18 protein-coding genes are annotated in these 18,100 nt (G+C 73.1%); 12 read left to right on the top strand and 6 right to left on the bottom strand.

The features are described 5' to 3' along the window. Positions 1-23 precede the first annotated feature (23 nt). Both H7H31_RS33715 and H7H31_RS05775 read right to left on the bottom strand, forming a co-directional pair. Complete coding sequence (locus tag H7H31_RS33715; RefSeq protein WP_187060694.1) at positions 24-380, bottom strand: DUF6126 family protein; 357 nt, start codon at positions 378-380, stop codon at positions 24-26. Beyond that, positions 377-1,009: a helix-turn-helix domain-containing protein gene (locus tag H7H31_RS05775; RefSeq protein WP_187060693.1), complete on the bottom strand. Its 633-nt coding sequence runs from the start codon at positions 1,007-1,009 to the stop codon at positions 377-379. The genes H7H31_RS33715 and H7H31_RS05775 overlap by 4 nt, the downstream gene beginning before the upstream one ends. Positions 1,010-1,171: 162 nt before the next feature. Here H7H31_RS05775 and H7H31_RS05770 point away from each other — a divergent pair, with 162 nt between their 5' ends. The 9 genes from H7H31_RS05770 (at position 1,172) to H7H31_RS05730 (ending at position 11,316) form a co-directional block, all read left to right on the top strand. Continuing rightward, positions 1,172-1,600, top strand: a complete 429-nt coding sequence (locus tag H7H31_RS05770; protein ID WP_187060692.1) for a ribonuclease domain-containing protein — start codon at positions 1,172-1,174, stop codon at positions 1,598-1,600. Between the two features lie 1,079 nt (positions 1,601-2,679). Next, complete coding sequence (locus H7H31_RS05765) at positions 2,680-3,660, top strand: sugar kinase (RefSeq protein WP_269475440.1); 981 nt, start codon at positions 2,680-2,682, stop codon at positions 3,658-3,660. A 440-nt stretch (positions 3,661-4,100) separates the two neighbouring features. Then, positions 4,101-4,727, top strand: a complete 627-nt coding sequence (locus H7H31_RS05760) for a bifunctional 4-hydroxy-2-oxoglutarate aldolase/2-dehydro-3-deoxy-phosphogluconate aldolase (protein ID WP_187117817.1) — start codon at positions 4,101-4,103, stop codon at positions 4,725-4,727. Between the two features lie 309 nt (positions 4,728-5,036). Next, the gene (locus tag H7H31_RS05755) at positions 5,037-5,756 is read left to right on the top strand and encodes a GntR family transcriptional regulator (RefSeq protein WP_187086587.1); all 720 of its coding nucleotides are present in this window, start codon (positions 5,037-5,039) and stop codon (positions 5,754-5,756) included. Between the two features lie 387 nt (positions 5,757-6,143). Continuing rightward, positions 6,144-7,151: a sugar ABC transporter substrate-binding protein gene (locus H7H31_RS05750; protein ID WP_187117816.1), complete on the top strand. Its 1,008-nt coding sequence runs from the start codon at positions 6,144-6,146 to the stop codon at positions 7,149-7,151. Continuing rightward, positions 7,148-8,212, top strand: coding sequence for an ABC transporter permease (locus tag H7H31_RS05745; protein ID WP_187117815.1), 1,065 nt, complete (start codon positions 7,148-7,150; stop codon positions 8,210-8,212). Before H7H31_RS05750 ends, H7H31_RS05745 begins: the two co-directional genes overlap by 4 nt. 131 nt (positions 8,213-8,343) lie before the next feature. Then, complete coding sequence (locus H7H31_RS05740) at positions 8,344-9,147, top strand: ATP-binding cassette domain-containing protein (RefSeq protein ID WP_187118224.1); 804 nt, start codon at positions 8,344-8,346, stop codon at positions 9,145-9,147. A 508-nt stretch (positions 9,148-9,655) separates the two neighbouring features. Further along, on the top strand, positions 9,656-10,777 hold the full coding sequence (locus H7H31_RS05735) for an ROK family glucokinase (protein WP_176164725.1): 1,122 nt from the start codon (positions 9,656-9,658) through the stop codon (positions 10,775-10,777). Then, positions 10,774-11,316, top strand: coding sequence for a hypothetical protein (locus H7H31_RS05730; RefSeq protein WP_187117814.1), 543 nt, complete (start codon positions 10,774-10,776; stop codon positions 11,314-11,316). The genes H7H31_RS05735 and H7H31_RS05730 overlap by 4 nt, the downstream gene beginning before the upstream one ends. 82 nt (positions 11,317-11,398) lie before the next feature. Here H7H31_RS05730 and H7H31_RS05725 read toward each other — a convergent pair whose 3' ends face one another. After that, a complete protein-coding gene (locus H7H31_RS05725; protein ID WP_197995949.1) occupies positions 11,399-12,697 on the bottom strand; it encodes a flavin-containing monooxygenase in 1,299 nt (432 codons plus the stop codon). A 279-nt stretch (positions 12,698-12,976) separates the two neighbouring features. On the opposite strand from H7H31_RS05725, the gene H7H31_RS05720 reads away from it, so the two are divergent. After that, a complete protein-coding gene (locus H7H31_RS05720; protein ID WP_232109703.1) occupies positions 12,977-13,624 on the top strand; it encodes a MerR family transcriptional regulator in 648 nt (215 codons plus the stop codon). Between the two features lie 156 nt (positions 13,625-13,780). Here the strand turns inward: H7H31_RS05720 and H7H31_RS05715 are convergent, their stop codons facing one another. The 3 genes from H7H31_RS05715 to H7H31_RS05705 all read right to left on the bottom strand — a co-directional run bounded on the left by H7H31_RS05715 (position 13,781) and on the right by H7H31_RS05705 (position 15,860). Beyond that, positions 13,781-14,386 (bottom strand): HD domain-containing protein, encoded by a 606-nt coding sequence (locus tag H7H31_RS05715; RefSeq protein ID WP_232109702.1) that lies wholly within the window; start codon positions 14,384-14,386, stop codon positions 13,781-13,783. A gap of 156 nt (positions 14,387-14,542) precedes the next feature. Next, positions 14,543-15,151, bottom strand: coding sequence for a Fic family protein (locus H7H31_RS05710; protein ID WP_187117811.1), 609 nt, complete (start codon positions 15,149-15,151; stop codon positions 14,543-14,545). Further along, positions 15,138-15,860 carry a hypothetical protein gene (locus H7H31_RS05705; RefSeq protein ID WP_187117810.1) on the bottom strand — a complete coding sequence of 241 codons (723 nt, stop codon included), beginning with the start codon at positions 15,858-15,860 and terminating at the stop codon, positions 15,138-15,140. Before H7H31_RS05705 ends, H7H31_RS05710 begins: the two co-directional genes overlap by 14 nt. A 496-nt stretch (positions 15,861-16,356) precedes the next feature. Between H7H31_RS05705 and H7H31_RS05700 the strand changes: the two genes are divergently transcribed. Next, positions 16,357-17,556: a cytochrome P450 gene (locus tag H7H31_RS05700; RefSeq protein ID WP_187086584.1), complete on the top strand. Its 1,200-nt coding sequence runs from the start codon at positions 16,357-16,359 to the stop codon at positions 17,554-17,556. Between the two features lie 131 nt (positions 17,557-17,687). Then, positions 17,688-17,894 (top strand): ferredoxin, encoded by a 207-nt coding sequence (locus H7H31_RS05695; RefSeq protein ID WP_176164732.1) that lies wholly within the window; start codon positions 17,688-17,690, stop codon positions 17,892-17,894. Positions 17,895-18,100 lie beyond the last annotated feature (206 nt).

Genomic DNA, 18,100 nt, shown 5'->3' with positions numbered 1-18,100 from the left:
TACCGCGCCCGCCTCGCGGGCGGCTACTTCGCGCCCAGGTGGAAGAGGAGGAAGAGGAAGGCCGCGAAGATGTGCACGCCCACCAGGTAGAAGGTGACGCGGATGGTGAGGCCCCAGGGCGCGCGGTCCTCCTCGTTCATGGCCGCGCGCTCCACCCGCACCGGGCCGGGCTCGACGGAGCCGGGCACCACGGGGTCGGGCTTCACGGGGTCGGGCGCGCTGGCCGCCGCGCCGCCGGGCCCGCTCGCGGCGCCGGCGCCGGCGCCGGCCCCGGCGCCGGTCTCGGGAGCGGCGGGTGCGGCGGGTGTGGCCTCGGCCGCGCGGTCCGTGGGCGGCTGCGCTGCGCTCGGGTCCTCGGCGTGCGGCGTACGGTCGCTCATGCTCGACCAGTCCTTCCGGTGGCGCGGTGGTCGCGGTCGCCCAGGCACAGCTCGGCGGCGCCGCTCTGCAGCAGGGTGTGCACGAACAGCAGCTCGGCACCGCCGGGCGACTCGGCGGCGATGCGGTGCGGGGTGATCGAGTCGAAGTGGGCCGCGTCGCCGGCGTCGAGCCGGTGCACGGCGTCCCCCAGCACGAGCCGCAGCGGACCGCGCAGCACGTAGAGCCACTCCTCGCCGGGGTGCACCCGCACCAGCTCGTCCTGCGCCCCGCCGTACGGGACGTGCACGCGCAGCACCTGCATGGCCCGGCCCGAGCCACCCGCGCGCCAGTACGTCCAGCCGCCCGCCGGCGACGCCTCCATCCGGTCGGCCCGCACGATCGGGTCCTGCTCCGCCGGGACCTCGCCGAGCAGGTCGGATACCGTGATGCCATACGTGCGGGCCAGCGCGAGCAGCATCGGCAGCGAGGGCTGGCGGCGTCCGGTCTCCAGCCGCGACAGGTGGGCGGGGGACAGGCCGGCGCGCTGGGCGGCCGACTCCAGCGTCAGCCCGGAGCGCCGTCGCAGGTCGCGCAGCCGGGGCGCGACCGACGGCAGCTCCGCGACGGACTCGTCGGGGGGCGTGGTCATACGTCCGGTATAGCCGGACCGTGCCTCCGGGGCAAAAGTTTTGCCTCATAGGCAAAAATGCGAGCCCGCAGTGGGAGGCCCCGCGCGGGTCTCGTGAACTCCTGGGAAACATCGCCCAGTTGTCGTTGACATGTCACAGTCTACGCGCGTCATGCTGGCTCCATGAGGATTCCCCCACGCATCGCGCGCATCGGCGCCCTCGGCGCCCTCGCCACGACCCTTCTCATCGGTGGCCCGGCCGTCGCGGCCACCCCGGCAGTCGACACCGCGACCCCCGCCGCGTCGGCGACCTTCTCCCGCCTCGCCGTCGGCGACATCTGCTACTCGGACCTGCCCTCGCAGGCCCACGACACCCTGCGGCTGATCGACAAGGGCGGCCCCTACCCCTACCCGCAGGACGGCACCGTCTTCCAGAACCGCGAGGGGCTGCTGCCCGAGCACCCGCGGGGCTACTACCACGAGTACACCGTGAAGACCCCCGGCTCCTCCGACCGTGGCGCCCGCCGCATCGTGACGGGTGACAGCCACCAGGAGGACTACTACACCGCCGACCACTACCGGTCCTTCGACCTGGTCGACTACGGCTGCTGACGCGGCCAGCGGCCCGCGAACCAGCGGTCCGTGAGCCAGCGGTCCGTGACCGAAGCGGCGGTCGGCGCCCCCACCCCGACCGCCGCTTCTCCCGTTCGCGCCGGCGCGCGGTCGCTTCGCGGTCGCTGCGCTCGGGCCGGGCTGGACGGCCGGCGGTAGGTGGCCGCCGCGCCTGTGGGGGAGCCGGTGGGCCGGCGAGGTTCCACGGCGCCAGGGTCCCTGCGTCTGCGTTTGGGCCTGCGTCTACGTCCGCGCACGGGCCGCGCATGACCCGGCACTCGGCCTGCCACTCCAGCGTCCTGGCGAACGTTCGGGCCGGTGGCCCGAGGCCCCGCACTCGCCGCTGCGCCTCGGGGCGGCCCCGGCGGCAGGGGAAGGCGATCTCGCGTACGCGGTCGATGTCCCGTTCGGCGTCAAGTGCGGCCCACGGATGGTCGGGGATCGACCCGTCGTGGCCGTAGCCGAACGGACGGGTGTTCAGACCGCCCGCCGTCGGCCCGTGTTTCAGCGCCCGTTGGACGGCCGCCCGCTGCCGGGCGTCATGGGCATCGAGCGGGAGACGGCCCGCGCGGCGGCTCGTTCCGCACCGTCGAAGCCCCCGGCGCCCCCAGTGGCCAGCGGCCCCCGGTCCCCGGCCGCCGCGCCGCGTCGGGGCGCACCGCCCGCACGAGGTGCGCGGCGTGGGAGTCCGCGTTCTCCGGGCCCCACCTCCCGCCCGCGAGGCGCCCGTTGTCCTTCCGCCGGCTCGGCGCTGGCCCGGCCGCGCCCCGCCCCCGTCGCCGAACAGTTCGGTCAGCAGGCGCTGGCGTCCGGCCACCGGCAGCCGCCTCCGTCGGCCGCGTCGGCCGCGCCGCCCTGCCGCCGCCCAAGGGCCGGGGCAAGGCGGGCGAACGGGCCCGCGACCTCGATGGCGGTGGGGCGCGCGGGGCGAGTGGGGCGGGCGATGGGGGTACGGGGCGCAGTCGAATGCTCCCGATCGAGCCGAGTGCGCCCCCGCGGGCTCGGATGTCAGTGCCAACCGATAGCGTTTCGGTAGAAACGCGTTCGAGGGGGCGGAAGGACGTAAGGAGGAGGCATCGGTGACATATGGCCCGGGGACATCAGGCCCCGAGGTGGTCACGTGCGGTGAGGCCATGCTGCTGATGCTGGCCGAGCCGGGCGTGCCGCTGGACCGGGCGACTCACTTCCGTCGCTCCATCGCGGGGGCCGAGGCCAACGTGGCGGTCGGACTCGCCCGGCTCGGGCACAGCGTGCGCTGGCTGGGCCGCCTCGGGGCGGACGCGCCGGGCGCCGCCGTCCTCGGCGAGCTGCGGGCGGACGGCGTGGACGTCAGCCAGGTGGGTGTGGACGAACAGGCGCCCACCGGCCTGCTGCTGCGGGACTGTCACCCCTCCCGCGCCATCGACGTGCAGTACTTCCGCGCGGGTTCGGCCGCCTCGCACCTGGAGCCGGCGCACATCCCGCCCGCCGCGCTCGATGGCGTCCGGCTGCTGCACCTGTCGGGCATCACGCCGATGCTCTCGCCGACCGCGGCCGAAGCCACCCGTCGCCTGATCGAGCTGGCCCGCGCCGCGGGCGCGCTGGTCTCCTTCGACCCCAACGTGCGCCACAAGCTCGGCGGCGCCGCCCAGTGGGCGCAGATCGTCGGGCCCCTGCTGGCCGACGCCGACCTGCTCCTCGCGGGCGCGGACGAACTGGAGCTGCTGACCGCGCGGCCGGCCGACGAGGCCGCCGCCGACCTGGTCAAGGAGGGTGCGCGCGCGGTCGTGATCAAGCGCGCGGACCACTCGGCGACCGCGTACACCGGCGCCGGACGCTGGGACCAGAGCGCGTTCGCGGTCCCGGTGGTGGACCCGGTCGGGGCGGGCGACGCCTTCGCCGCCGGGTATCTCTCCGGCTGGCTGCGCGGCCTGCCCGAGCAGGCGGCGCTCGCCGAGGCGGCCTGCGTCGCGGCGCTGGCCATCCAGTCCCCGACGGACACGGCCGGGCTGCCGAGCCCGGCCGTGCGGGACCGGGCGCTGGCGGCCTACACGGAGGGGATCGACGCCGTGCACCGTTGACCGCCCAGCGCGCGGGCCCCCGCGAGGTCGTGACAGGGCGCCGGAGGCGACGGGCGCGCCGCGAAGAACGCGCCGCGCCACTTGCGAACGATCACCGTTCCTCGCACGTTGGGTTCGTTGGCGCCTCGTGTCGGGCCCACGGGCGAGCGGGTGGGCGCGTACCGGGTCCGCCCGTCGCACCATGGTCCCGCCAGCGGGACACAAGACCGGCGCAGGACGATGCGGGATCTCCGCGAGCGGCGCACCGCCGCCGACGGCGACGCGCTCTCCGGCCCGGCCCTGTGCCCCGTCCGAAGCTCCCGCACCCCGCCCCACCGCGGCGCCTCGCGCCACCGCCCCGCCCGCTGTCCCGTATCCGTTGCCGCCACCCCCCGCATCCTGTCCCCTGTCCCCTGTCTCTGTCCTCACCCGACGCATGTGAAGAAGGGCGGCGAACTGCCGTGTACCGCTGGGAGATCACCCGGGCCGCGCTCGAACAGCGGGTCTTCGCCATCATCCGTACCGAGAGCTACGACCAGGCCGCGGCGACGGCCGACACGCTCCTCTCGGCCGGGATCACCAGCATGGAGATCTCGCTGACCACGCCCTTCGCGCTGGAGGCCATCACCACCCTCACCCGCGAGGTCGGCGCCGACGCGGTGATCGGCGCGGGCACCGTGCTGGACGCCCAGGCGGCCCGGATGGCCGTGGAGGCGGGGGCCACCTACCTGGTCTCGCCGAGCCTGGACGCCGAGGTCATCCGCACCGGCCACCGGTACGGGCTGCCCGTCTTCCCCGGCGTCGCCACGCCCACCGAGATGGTGCGCGCGCTGGAGCTGGGCGCGGACGCGCTCAAGCTGTTCCCCGCCTCGGCGTACGGGCCGCGCTGGCTGAAGGACGTGGGCGCCGCGCTGCCGCAGGCGCCGGTGCTGCCCACCGGCGGGGTGACCCTGGACGACGCCCCGGAGTGGATCGCCGCGGGCGCGGTGGCCGTCGGCATGGGCACGGCGCTGGCCCAGGGCGACCGGGACGTGGTGGCCAAGCGGGCCGCGGACCTGCTGGCGCGGCTGGCGGACGCGCGGGAGTGATCCCGCCGGGCCGCGCGCCGGCCGGCTGGGCCCGGCCCGCGCGCGGTGGAGCCCGGCCCGCGCGCGGCCGGGCCCGTCTCGACGGGGCCGCGTGGCGGGGCCGCGCCTGGCCCGCGCGGGGTGGCGTACGCCCGTCACCGGTGCCGCGCGGGGCGGTCCCGACCCCGCCCACCTCGCCGGATCGCACTTTGTCCGGACAATCAGACTTCACGACTTTCCGTCAACTGTCGGTGCGGATACCCTCGGCCCGTGGCGAAGCAAGGAGACGCATCGGGTGTGCTGCGTTCCGCGGCGGCCGTCCAGTTCAGCGTGGACCGCGGCAGTCCGGTCCCGCTGTACTTCCAGTTGGCCCAGCAGCTTGAGGCCGCCATCGAGCAGGGCGAACTCGCACCGGGCAGCCTGCTGGGCAACGAGATCGACCTCGCCGGCCGGCTCGGCCTCTCCCGTCCCACGGTGCGCCAGGCCATCCAGTCGCTGGTGGACAAGGGGCTCCTGGTGCGCCGCCGCGGCGTGGGCACCCAGGTCGTGCACAGCCAGGTCAAGCGCCCGCTGGAGCTGAGCAGCCTCTACGACGACCTGGCGGCCGCGGGCCAGCGGCCCGCCACCCGGGTCCTGCGCCACACCGTCCAGCCCGCCACCGCCCAGGTCGCCGCGGCCCTCGGCGTCCCCGAGGGGGCGGACGTGGTGCTGGTGGAGCGGCTGCGCCTCGCGCACGGCGAACCCATGGCCCACCTGCGCAACCACCTGCCGAGCGGGCTGCTGACGCTGGAGAGCGCGGCGCTGGAGGAGACCGGGCTCTACCGGCTGCTGCGCGGGGCCGGCATCACGCTGCACAGCGCCCGGCAGACGGTCGGCGCCCGCGCGGCCACCGCCGACGAGGCGGAGCGGCTCGCCGAGTCCACGGGCGCGCCGCTGCTCACCATGGAGCGCACCACCTTCGACGACACCGGGCGCGCGATCGAGTTCGGCTCGCACACCTACCGGGCCTCGCGCTACGCCTTCGAGTTCCAGCTCCTGGTCCGCCCCTGAGCCGCGCGTCCCGCCGCGTCCCCGGGCCGGGCCCGTCCCGGGTGTCGTGCGGCGGGCCGTACCGCGTACGCTGACCCGCCGCGCCCGGGCGTCGGGCCGGCCCGGCGAAGATCCCTTCGTCAGAATGTTCTGACAAAGCATTGACGGTGGGTGGCGCGCGCCGCTACAACCACTCCAACCGCTCGCACGCGGCCGGAAGGAGCCGGGGGAACCGGGAGCGGGGCGGCCGTGTCGCGGCACGCCCCGAACGGCGCGGGGACGGCGCGTACGCCGCGCGCGGGACCCGCTGGGGCCGCGCCCAGCGGCGGTGACGGATACTTGGGCGGCCGGGGTGGGTGAACGGTACCCGGCCGCACCGTGACATTCAGTGGAGAAGGGCAAGTCCTCGTGGCAAGGGTTCGGACAGGGGTACGCGCCGTGAGCGCCGTGCTGGCAGCGGTGGTCGGCGCGACCCTTGCGGGATGCAGCAGTACGGGCGGCAAGCGCGCGGAGGAGCGGGCGGCCAAGTCCGCACACGGGCGCGCGGCGGTCGACACGCCGCGCTGGACCGTCGCGATGGTCACGCACTCGGGCGACGGGGACTCCTTCTGGGACATCGTCCGCAGCGGCGCCGAGCAGGCGGCGGTCAAGGACAACATCAAGTTCCTCTACGCGCACAGCGACGAGGGCCAGCAGCAGAGCGAGCAGGTGCAGAGCTACATCGACCAGAAGGTCGACGGGCTCATCGTCACGCTCGCCAAGCCCGACGCCATGAAGGCCGTCGTCGCCAAGGCCCGCAAGGCCGGCATCCCGGTGATCACGGTGAACTCCGGATCGGCCGAGTCCAAGGAGTTCGGCGCCCTCAGCCACATCGGCCAGGACGAGACCATCGCCGGCGAGGCGGTCGGCGACGAGCTGACCAAGCGCGGCCGGAAGAAGGCCCTGTGCGTCCTGCACGAGCAGGGCAACGTCGGCCACGAGCAGCGCTGCGACGGCGCCCGCAAGACCTTCAAGGGCAAGCTGGAGAACCTCTACGTCGAGGGCACCAACATGCCCGACGTCCTCTCCGCCATCGAGGCCAAGCTCCAGTCCGGCGACTACGACGCGGTCGTGACGCTCGGCGCGCCCTTCGCCGACACCGCCGTCAAGGCCAAGAAGCAGGCCGGCAGCGACGCGGAGATCAACACCTTCGACCTCAGCAAGCAGGTCGCCCAGGGGCTGGCCGACGGCGACCTCGGCTTCGCCGTGGACCAGCAGCCCTACCTCCAGGGCTACCAGGCCGTCGACCTGCTGTGGCTGTACAAGTACAACGCCGACGTGCTCGGCGGCGGCCAGCCGGTGCTGACCGGCCCGCAGATCGTCACCAAGGACGAGGCGGACGAACTGGCCGAGTACGCGGATCGGGGCACCCGGTGAGCGGTTCCCTGGCGCGCCCCACGACCCCGGCCGACCCGCCCGAACCGGACGAACGGCTGCTGCACCGCTCCACCCTGCGCAGCCTGCTCGGCCGTCCCGAGCTGGGCGCGGTGGTCGGCGCGGTCGCCGTCTTCGTCTTCTTCTCGGTCGTCGCCGACAGCTTCCTCCAGCTCTCCAGCCTCTCCACGGTGCTGTACGCGTCCTCGACGATCGGCATCATGGCGGTGCCGGTGGCGCTGCTGATGATCGGCGGCGAGTTCGACCTCTCCACCGGCGTCGCGGTCACCACCTCCGCGCTGGTCTCGTCCATGTTCAGCTACCAGATGACGGCCAACGTGTGGGTCGGCGTCGGGGTGTCCCTGCTGACGAGCCTGGCGATCGGCTTCTTCAACGGCATCGTCCTGGTCCGTACGGGGCTGCCGAGCTTCATCATCACGCTGGCCACCTTCCTCATGCTGACCGGCATGAACCTCGGCTTCACCAAGCTGATCAGCGGCAAGGTCTCCACCAAGGCCATCGGGGACATGGAGGGCTTCGAGTCGGCCCGTAAGATCTTCGCCTCGCAGCACACCATCGGCGACGTGAACATCAAGGTCACCATCCTGTGGTGGCTGGGCCTGGTCGCCGTGGCCACCTGGATCCTGCTGCGCACCCGGGCCGGCAACTGGATCTTCGCCGCCGGCGGCAACGCGCACGCGGCCCGCGCGGTCGGCGTGCCGGTCGCCCGCACCAAGATCGCCCTGTACATGGGCACCGGGTTCGGCGCCTGGGTACTCGGGCAGCACCTGCTGTTCTCGTTCGACACCGTGCAGTCCGGCGAGGGCGTGGGCAACGAACTGCTCTACATCATCGCGGCCGTCATCGGCGGCTGCCTGATGACCGGCGGCTACGGCTCGGCGATCGGCGCCGCCGTGGGCGCGCTGATCTTCGGCATGACGAACAAGGGCATCGTGTACGCGCAGTGGGACGCCGACTGGTTCAAGTTCTTCCTCGGCGCGATGCTCCTCCTGGCCACCCTGCTGAACGCGTGGGTGCGCAAGCGGGCGGAGGCGAGCAAGTGAGCGAGCGCGAGCAGCAGCCACAGGGCCCGGGCGAGGGCGCGCCGGCCACCCCGGCCCCGCAGCCGCCGACCACCGGCGCGAGCGCGACCACCGGCGCCGGGACCGAGGGCGTCGGCGCCGCCGACGCGCCGCTGGTCGAGCTGGTCGACGTCAGCAAGTACTACGGCAACATCAAGGCGCTTGAGGGCGTCTCGCTGGAGGTGCGGGCCGGCGAGATCAGCTGCGTGCTGGGCGACAACGGCGCCGGCAAGTCCACCCTCATCAAGATCATCTCCGGGCTGCACCAGCACGACGCCGGCACCTTCCGCATCGACGGCGAGCAGGCCCGGATCGGCTCCCCGCGCGAGGCCCTCGACCGGGGCATCGCCACCGTCTACCAGGACCTGGCCGTGGTGCCGCTGATGCCGGTGTGGCGCAACTTCTTCCTCGGCTCCGAACCGACGAAGGGCCGCGGCCTGCTGCGCCGCCTGGACACCGCGACCATGCGCGAGACGACCCGCACCGAGCTGCGGCGCATGGGCATCGACCTGCGCGACGTGGACCAGCCGATCGGCACCCTCTCCGGCGGCGAGCGGCAGTGCGTGGCCATCGCGCGGGCCGTCTACTTCGGCGCCAAGGTCCTCGTCCTGGACGAGCCGACCGCGGCGCTCGGCGTCAAGCAGTCCGGCGTCGTCCTCAAGTACGTCGCCGCGGCCCGCGACGCCGGCCTCGGCGTGGTCCTCATCACGCACAACCCGCACCACGCGTACCTGGTCGGCGACCGTTTCGTCCTCCTCAAGCGGGGCGCGATGGCGGGCAGCCACGCCAAGTCGGAGATCACGTTGGACGAGCTGACCCGGCAGATGGCCGGCGGCAGCGAGCTGGAGGAGCTGAGCCACGAGCTGGCCCGCGCCAGCACGCCCACCCTGCGCCCGGGCCGCCCCACGGCCGGGTGACCCACTGGCGGGTGATCACCGTCGAGTGACCCACCGGCGCGGTCGGGCCCAGCGGGCCCGGCCGCGCCGATGGCGTCGATGACACCAGCGGCACCGGCACTGGCACCGGCACCGGCGAGCGCGCCGACAGCCGGCGCGTGCGGCGGGTGCGCCGGTTTCGCGGCCCGGGTCAGGTAACCTCGCCGGTCGCCGCGTCCTTCGTGGTGCGCCATCGCGGAAGTGGTCGAGCGACATTCGACGGTCAACAGGGGCATCCAGCGCGTACCGCCCCGCCCGGCCGAGGACTGCCGCTCCGCCATGCGCCGCGTAGCGCGAGTGAGGCACAATCGCCACGGCGGGTCACGCCCGTCACGCCCGACCGCACGCCCGAGGCCGTTGGCCTCCCACGACACCCGCAGGGACGACGACTCTTGCGCGCACGAACCCGCAGCGACCGAACCCGCAGCGATCGAAGCCATGCACCACGCGGAGCTGCCGCCGCCCCCCACACCGGCGAGAGGGACGGCCGATGAGCCTGTACCGCGAGCGAGTGCACCGCGGCTCCGCCCGGGCCACCGTGCTGCGCACCGTCGGCACCCGCGAGCGCCGCTCGCACCTGACCGCGCCCCGGGTGCCCACCGTGGGCATCGACATCGGGGGGACCAAGGTCGCGGCGGGCGTCGTGGACGCCGACGGCAACATACTGGAGCGGCTCCGCACCGAGACCCCGGACAAGTCCAAGAGCCCCAAGGTCGTCGAGGACACCATCGTCGAGCTGGTGCTCGACCTGTCCGACCGGCACGACGTGCACGCGGTGGGCATCGGCGCGGCCGGCTGGGTGGACGCCGACCGCTCCCGGGTGCTGTTCGCGCCGCACCTGGCCTGGCGCGACGAGCCGCTGCGGGACCGGCTCGCCGGGCGGCTCGCGGTGCCGGTCATGGTCGACAACGACGCCAACACCGCCGCCTGGGCGGAGTGGCGGTTCGGCGCCGGGCGCGGCGAGGACCACCTGGTGATGATCACGCTCGGCACCGGCATCGGCGGCGCGATCCTGGAGGACGGCCAGGTCAAGCGCGGCAAGTACGGCGTCGCCGGCGAGTTCGGCCACATGCAGGTGGTGCCCGCCGGCCACCGCTGCCCGTGCGGCAACCGCGGCTGCTGGGAGCAGTACAGCTCGGGCAACGCGCTGGTCCGCGAGGCCAGGGAGCTGGCGGCGGCCGACTCGCCGGTGGCGTACGGGATCATCGACCGGGTCGGCGGCAACGTCCAGGAGATCACCGGACCGATCATCACCGAGCTGGCCCGCGACGGCGACGCCATGTGTGTGGAACTCCTCCAGGACATCGGCCAGTGGCTCGGCGTGGGCATCGCCAACCTCGCCGCCGCGCTCGACCCGTCCTGCTTCGTCATCGGCGGCGGCGTCAGCGCCGCCGACGATCTCCTCATCGGGCCGGCCAGGGACGCCTTCCGGCGTACGCTCACCGGTCGTGGGTACCGGCCCGAGGCCCGCATCATCAAGGCCCAGCTCGGCAACGAGGCGGGGCTGGTCGGCGCGGCCGACCTGGCCCGGCTCGTCGCCCGCAGGTTCCGGCGCGCCAACCGGCGCCGGGTCGAGCGGTACGAGCGCTACGCACAGGCAGGACGGCGATGAGTCAGCAGTCCCAGACGAGCGAGACCACGCAGGGCAGGCGTTCCTGGCGGCGCAAGGTGACCCTGTTCCTGTTGATCGCCATCCCGGCCGGGTACATGGCCATCTCGGCCCAGAAGAGCCGGGGCAGCGGCGAGGACAAGCAGGAGAACGCGGCGGCCACCGGGCTGACCCACAGCTGGCCGAGCAAGGTGCAGCGGCGGATCTACGACACGCCCATCCCCTCGTACTCCGTGGACGTCGCCTTCTACGAGACCAACTCGTGGAAGCGGAGCCAGATGTACGTCCAGTTCGTCACCAACCCCAAGGGCCTGGACAAGTTCCTCGGCCGGCTCGGCGCCGACCGCGACGTGCTCAACGACGGCAGGATCACCATCGACGCCAAGACGGCGGGCGTCGTCGGCTGGAAGCTGGACGCCGACCGGAAGTGGGCCGGCGGCGTCATCGACCAGAAGGACCCCGAGCCGACCCTCGACATCACGGTCGACTTCGACAACCCGGACCACCCGAAGGTGTACGTGGTCTCCACCGTCACGCCCTGACGGCCCCGGTTCCCCGACCGGGGCCCGGCCCCCGGCGGGCGCGCGGGCCCCGGAGGGGCGGCTCCGGAGCCCGGGCGCGCCGCTACGCCACGATGACCGGCTCCGCCGAACCGGACCGCATGACGTGGTCGATGTGGATCTGGCCGGCGATGAACCGGCCGTTGTCGACGCTGGCCGAGATGGCGACCGAGGCCAGCGAGTCCCCGTCCGGCAGCCCGGCGTAGTACAACCCGGGTACCGCCCCGACGCGTCCCTTCTCGTGGAGCGGCGCCCCGCGCTCGTCGAGCACCTCGGCCGGCAGGACGCGGTAGTCGGGCCCGAACCCGGTGCACCAGATGACGGTCGTGATGTCGTGCTGCGCCAGGTCGAGGCGGGGCCCGAAGTCGGCGATGTGGTCCCGCCGGACCTCCGGGGTCGGCCGTTGCTCCGGGACCACGAACCCCCGCCGGCTGATGCCGGCGTCGATGGTGTCGATAATCTGCCGGTAGGCGCGGGCCGACTGTTCCACCGTGGCCGAGACGTTGTCCGCCAACAGCAGCGTGCGGTGCTCGGCCCCGCGCGTGGACCCGACGAGGGTGACGCCCTTGACCGCCAGCGTGCCGAGGTTCAGGTCGCTGTCGCCACTGGTCACGGCGGTCACCGGCAACCCGGGCAGCACGGCCGGCCCACCCGTGTTCCCGGTGACGAACTCCCCGTAGAGACCGAAGGCGTACATCCACTCGTGGATGCGGCGACCGCGGTAGCGGTGCGGCCACGCGCGGTGCCGGCCGACCGAGAGGAAGACGCGGCGTCCGGCGTCCGCGAGTTCGTCGGCGATCTGCTGGCCGCTGATGCCCGCGCCCACCACGAGGACGGCACCGTCCGGCAGCGAGGCGGGGTTGCGGTAGTAGCGCGAGTGCATCTGGTGCACGGACGGGTCGAGCGCGGCGGCCACGTCGGGAATGCGCGGGGCCGCGTAACCGCCCACCGCCGCCACGAGGTTGCGCGACTCGATGATGCCGCCCGTGCCGAAGTGGGTCCGAAAGCGCACGTCGTCGCCGACGGCGGCGCGCGGCGGGCATTCGACCTTGTGGACGGGCGTGTGCTGGCGTATGCGCAGCTTGCGGTCGGCCGCGTAGCGGCGCAGGTGTTCGGCCAGTTCCGGGCCGGACAGCGAGGCGTGGGGATCGTCGCTCTCGAACTCCCAACCCGGAAAGCGGATCGATCGGATTCCGCTCCCCACGAGCAGGCTGTCCCACCGCTCGTGCGCCCACGCCTGGCCGATCTCGCCCCGCTCCAGGACGACCGCCTCACGGCCGACGTCCTGTAAGCACGCGGCCACCGCGCACCCTTGCTGGCCGGCGCCGATGATGACGGTCTCCACGTATTCGACTGCTTTCACGGTTGAACCTCTCTGTCGCATCGATGTGCGCAAACACGCGCGCCCGCACGCCCTGTCGCGCGCTGGCTGTGCCGACGGTGTGGGGCGTGGCCGTGCGCGTGGCCGCGTGACGGGTGCGTGGTTTCGGATAATTGGTGAGGGCCGTGTCGAGTGCCGCGTGCTGGACGCGCGCGGCCTGCGGGACGCTCCGGAGCGCGGCAGGGCCACCCGACCACGGCAAGTAAGGCTTGCCTTAGTTAGATCTTGTCCGGTGAAGCCGACTTGATGTCAACTGGACCGGTGACGAAGAGTGCGGTCTCCATCGGGGAAGCAGCGGCCTTGTACGAACTCGCGCCCTCCACGGTGCGCTGGTGGGAACGGCGGGGGGTGCTGACGCCACCCGCCCGCGACGGCGGCAGACGGCGCTACCGCGACCGCGACCTGCGCCGGTTGGGCGTCGCCTATCTGTGCCGCGTGGTGGGGCGGCTGCCGCTCGACCGGGCCGCCGTCGTCACCTCGGGGAAGGCCACGCTCAGCGGCTGGCGGCGCGTCGTCGGCGAGCAGATCGACGTGCTGGACCGCGAGATCGAGCAGTTGCGGGCTGCCCGCGACTACCTGCGCCACCTGCTGCGCTGCGAGACCGACGACATGGCCCAGTGCCCCGTACTGGAGGGCGAGTTGGCCCGGAACACGCCCGTCGGGCGCGGCCCCGGCGGCGACCTCGTCGCCGCCGCCCGCGCGGCCGGCAACGGCGGGAGGCCAGCGTGGTCGCGGCGTCCGGCGCGTGACGAAACCCCGCCGGACCAGTCCGCGTGTGACGAAAAGGCGGCCCGCTGCCCCGGCTGCCGGGGGCCCGTCGCCCAGACCCCGCGCGGCCGGCCCCGCACGTACTGCTCCCGGGCCTGCCAGCAACGCGCGTACCGGGCCCGCCGCGACACGCGGAGCTGAGCGCGCCCGCACACCACGAGGGCTCGTCGTCTCGCCACGGGCTCGGCCCAGCACGCGAAACGCCCGCCCCGCGGCGCGATGGCAACCGCCGGACGGGCGTCGTCGAAGCCGCGGGGCGCGGGCCGGGGCTGCCCCCGGGCCGCGCCCCGCCCGGCCTCAGCTCTGTTCGAGCGGGTGGGCGAGGGTCCGCTCGGCGCCGCCGCGCGTGAAGAACCCGGCCGCCGCGCAGTCCGGCTTGCGCTCGGCCTGGTCCCGGAAGAGGCCGACGAAGGACGCGCCGAACCCCAGCCGCGGGTACGCCGTCACGAGCGCTCGCGCGAACTCGGGGTCGTACTCCTCCAGGCCCGTCCCGGTCACGTCCGCGCTGGTTCCCTCCTGCAACAGCCGGCTCTCCACGTCCACTTCCGGCGCCACCTCGTCGCGCATGTGCAGCATGATGATCTCGGCCGCCCGGTCGCGACGCTCGGTCGGCCAGCCGAGGCCGGCCGTGAACACCCGGGCCAGATGGCCGCCGGCCTCCTCGAACGCGATCCTGTGGCTGTCGAAGGGCGCCGTGAGCCCCATGTCGTGCAGCAGCGCGGAGACGTACAGCAACTCGCTGTCGAAGTCGAGCCCGCGCGCCCGCGCCCAGGCCGCACCGAAGAAGTACGACCGCACGGAGTGGTGGTACAGCGCATCATCCGCGTACTCCGTACAGACCAGCCGCGCCGCCTCCGCCGCCTGACCCGTTGGTACGCGCAACCCCGCAACCTCGTTCAGCACCCGCCGACCCCTCACTCGCGCCGCGCGCACGCGCCGCGCGTCGTCTCCGTACGTCGTTCCGTGCGGCCCAGCCTAACCAGGGCCGAACTCCCACCCCAGGGAGCGTTCTCGGCCACGTGCTCACCAGGGGTGTGCGGCCGATGCGCCGCCGAACCGTCAGGCTCCACGGCGGTTGAGTACGCCGACGAGCGTGGCCAGGTCGACGGCGCCCACCGGGTCGTCCGCGTAACGGGTGGCCTGGAGGGGCCCGACCTCGGGCAGGACGACGCCCTCCCGGGCCAGGACGTGGACCAGGGTCAGGAGCGCCGCGCGGGCGTTGCCGTCGGTGAAGGGGTGGAAGAACGCCACGTCGAGGTAGGCACGGGCCGCGCGGGCCGCCAGCGGGAGCCGCGGGTCGGCCGCCTCGCGCAGGCAGGCGGCGAAGGCGGCCGGAGTGTCCGGGCCAAGGCCGTAGCGCTCGCGGCCGGCCTTCGCGTGGGCGTCGCCCGTACGGAACGGCGCCCGCGCCTGGCCCAGGACCTCGCACTGCCAGGCGGCCAGGCGCGGGAAGTCCAGCGGGGCGCGGCGTGCCGCGTCGGCGCTGGCCAGGGCGTGGGCGGCGAGCAGCCGATCGGCACGGACGGGGTCGCGCCGGCGCACCGGCCCCTGGCACCAGGCCCGGAACCCGTCGCGCGCGGGGAGCGCCGGTCGCAGGGCCGGTGCCTGGTGCCAGGCGGCGACACGGCGTACGCGCAGCCAGACCGCCAGGCTGTCAGGAGCGGTCATGAAGCTCCTCCAGGGCCGCCCGCTCGCGATGGTCCTGGTAGGGGGCGTGGCCGGTGAGGCCGACCGCCAGGTCCTCACCCACGGCTTCGACCAGCGCCCGCCCGGGGTCCACCCAGCTCTGGAACCGGCCGCCGATCGCCTCGTCCACCGCCTGTTCGGCCTCGGCCTGGCCGATTCCCGTGCTGCTGAGGAACCACTGCAGTACCCGGGTGGCCTGGCCGTGCCAGCCGCCCTCCGCGCCCGAGTCCAGCGCGAGCGTCACGAGCCGGACGCAGGCCCGCTCCAGATGCCAGCTCCGGTCCTCGGGCGTGGCCTCCGGCGGCGGAGCCAACTCGGCGAACAGCCGAGCCATCCGCTCCAGCCACTCCCGCCACTCCAACAGCGCGGCCACGGCACGGGCGGCGGTCTCGTCGGGCGTGGTCACGGAACTGGCCCCGGTGACCCAGGCGCCGATGGGACCGCCGTACCGGTAGCACCAGTTCCACCCCTGGGCCCAGTTCCCGTAGCGCTCCCGGATGATCGCGTCGAACTGGCTCTCGCACCAGTGCTCGCCCTGCCACCAGCCGGCCATGCCGGAGAGCACGGGCGGCACCCACTCGCGCAGCAGCGCGCACAGGTGGGCCTCCTCCTCGGCGTCCCAGTCGAACGGGTGGCGGGCCGGATCGAGGCCGTCCCAGTCCCGAAAGCCCCCCGACGGGGCCGGCGGCACGCGGTTCTCCGGCAGGGGAAGGGTGTCTCGGTTGTACGTCAGCGCTGGCCCACTCTCTCCGATGCGGTCGGCCCACAGTCTCGGCCCGTCCGACGCGGCCCGGCGAACGAATTTCCGCACCCGGCTCACGTGCCGAGCCGGGCACCTGACCTGGAGGCTTCGGGCGGGGTCGGGCCCGCCGTCGAGGGAGGCGAACGAGAGCGGTGAGGTGAGGGGCGGCCAGGTGAGATCCCGTGAGAGACGAGCGGGTCCGACGGGTGAGCAGGACACCATCGCGCACCCGAAGACCCCGCACGCGTCGCGGCCGGCGCGGTGAGTGCGCCCGCGCGCGGAGGTCAACAGCTCCCGCCCTTTGTCTAAGGGATTCCACAGAATGCGCCCGCGGGAGGCTTTGTGGGGGGCTGCCGGGTCTACGGCGAAGCTAGCATCGGGATCGAGCCAGCCGGTGTAGCCGCCGACGACCTCGATGCATGGATTGTGAATCGATGGAGGAGTCTTGGTCGACGTCCTGCGCCCCCCTGTTTCGCTGCCCACCAAGCGGAGCTGCCCCTTCGATCCTCCGGATGGCTACACCCCCCTGCGCGAGCAGGAGCGGATAACGCGCATGAGTTATCCGGACGGCACGCCAGGGTGGCTCATCACCCGGCATGCCGAAGCGAAGGAACTGCTCACCCATAAAAGCTTCAGCGCCCGCCAGGAAGGGATCATCTCCCCCGTCCCCACGGAACTGGCGTACGAGGGTCCTGCCGATCCGGGAGCTTTCGCGAAGACGGACGACCCGGTCCACAGCAAGTACCGAAAGCTGGTCACCGGCTTTTTCACGGTCCGACGCACGCGTCAACTCGCCCCCATGATCGAGCGAATCGTGCACGAGCAACTCGACGATCTGGAAAAGGCCGGGCCCGGCGCCGACCTGGTGGAGGTCTTCACCGAATCCGTTCCCTCGCGGGTGATGTGCGAGATGATCGGCGTCCCCGAGTCGGAGCGGAAGAGCCTCCAGCGTCATGTGGAGACCCTGGGCCGGCTCTCCACCACCGTTCCCGAGGCGCTCGCCGCAGTGTCCGGGATGAGCGGGTTCCTGGCCCGCTTCGTCCCCAGCCGGATGAACGACCCCCGGGACGACATCCTGGGGGACCTCATCCGCGGTGGGCAGCTCACCGAGCGAGAACTCATGGGCATGACCGCCACGTTGATCACCGGGGCCTTCGACACCACGGGCAACATGCTCGCCATGGGCGTCTACACCCTGCTGGAGCACCCCGATCAACTGGCCAAGCTCCAGGAGGACCCGGAGCTCATGGGGGCCGCCGTCGAGGAACTGCTCCGATACCTCACCATCTCCCACCTCGGGGCCAGCCGGTGGGCGCTTGAGGACGTCGAGTTCGCCGGTCAGACCATCAAGAAGGGCGAGGTGGTCACCGTCGCCCTCCCCGCCGTCAACCGCGACCCCGCGCGCTACGAGAACCCCGATCAGCTGGACATCGGCCGTACGGATCACGGGCACCTGGGGCTCGGCCACGGCGTCCACCAGTGTCTCGGCCAGCACCTCGCCCGCACGATCCTGCGCGTCGGCTACGAGGCCCTGTTCGACAGGTTCCCCACGCTGCGACTGGCCGTACCGGCCGATGAGGTCCCGATGCGGGACGACTGCGTGCACTACGGCCCCAGGTCGCTTCGCGTCACCTGGGACGACTGACCGAGACGAACAAGCGGTACACGCGACGGACGGTGGGACGCCCTCCCGCCGTCCGTCACCGTCATGCAAGAGGGCCCCCAAGACGTGGACATGTCGGCCCATCGCGAACAACAAGGTAGGACTGAGACCCGATGAGGATCACCGCCGACCGTGAGGTGTGCTGTTCGGCGGGCCAGTGCGCGCTGATCGCGCCTGACCTGTTCGACCAGAGCGACGAGGACGGCTCCGTCGTCCTGCTCGACGCACAGCCCGACACCGGACAACTGGACGTTCTGCGCGAGGTCGTCTCCCGTTGCCCGACCGGTGCGATCCGCTTCGAAGAAGACCCTGGCGCGTGAGAACAGGGCTCGACATTCCGGAGGCATGAACGCCGGCGGAAAACGTGACCGCAGCAAGGGTCACACGGCCGGCGAAGCGCAACTGAAACCAAACCCCCGGGAAACACGTCCGGGGCGTCAATCATGCCTGAGTGGGTTTCTAGGGTTTCCCTTACGAAACCAGAGCTAGTGTGGCCGATGTCCGTCTGGCAATGCGTGTTCTCACA

Source organism: Streptomyces buecherae (genome assembly GCF_014295035.1).
Taxonomy (GTDB): Bacteria; Actinomycetota; Actinomycetes; order Streptomycetales; family Streptomycetaceae; genus Streptomyces; species Streptomyces youssoufiensis.
Note: the sequence above shows the minus strand (reverse complement) of the source record. Positions and strands in the feature narration are given on the sequence as shown.

Coding starts and splice junctions, on each gene's coding strand:
- H7H31_RS33715 (WP_187060694.1), bottom strand. CDS start 380: ATGAGCGACCGTACGCCGCACGCCGAGGACCCGAGCGCAGCGCAGCCG.
- H7H31_RS05775 (WP_187060693.1), bottom strand. CDS start 1,009: ATGACCACGCCCCCCGACGAGTCCGTCGCGGAGCTGCCGTCGGTCGCG.
- H7H31_RS05770 (WP_187060692.1), top strand. CDS start 1,172: ATGAGGATTCCCCCACGCATCGCGCGCATCGGCGCCCTCGGCGCCCTC.
- H7H31_RS05735 (WP_176164725.1), top strand. CDS start 9,656: ATGAGCCTGTACCGCGAGCGAGTGCACCGCGGCTCCGCCCGGGCCACC.
- H7H31_RS05730 (WP_187117814.1), top strand. CDS start 10,774: ATGAGTCAGCAGTCCCAGACGAGCGAGACCACGCAGGGCAGGCGTTCC.
- H7H31_RS05710 (WP_187117811.1), bottom strand. CDS start 15,151: ATGACCGCTCCTGACAGCCTGGCGGTCTGGCTGCGCGTACGCCGTGTC.
- H7H31_RS05695 (WP_176164732.1), top strand. CDS start 17,688: ATGAGGATCACCGCCGACCGTGAGGTGTGCTGTTCGGCGGGCCAGTGC.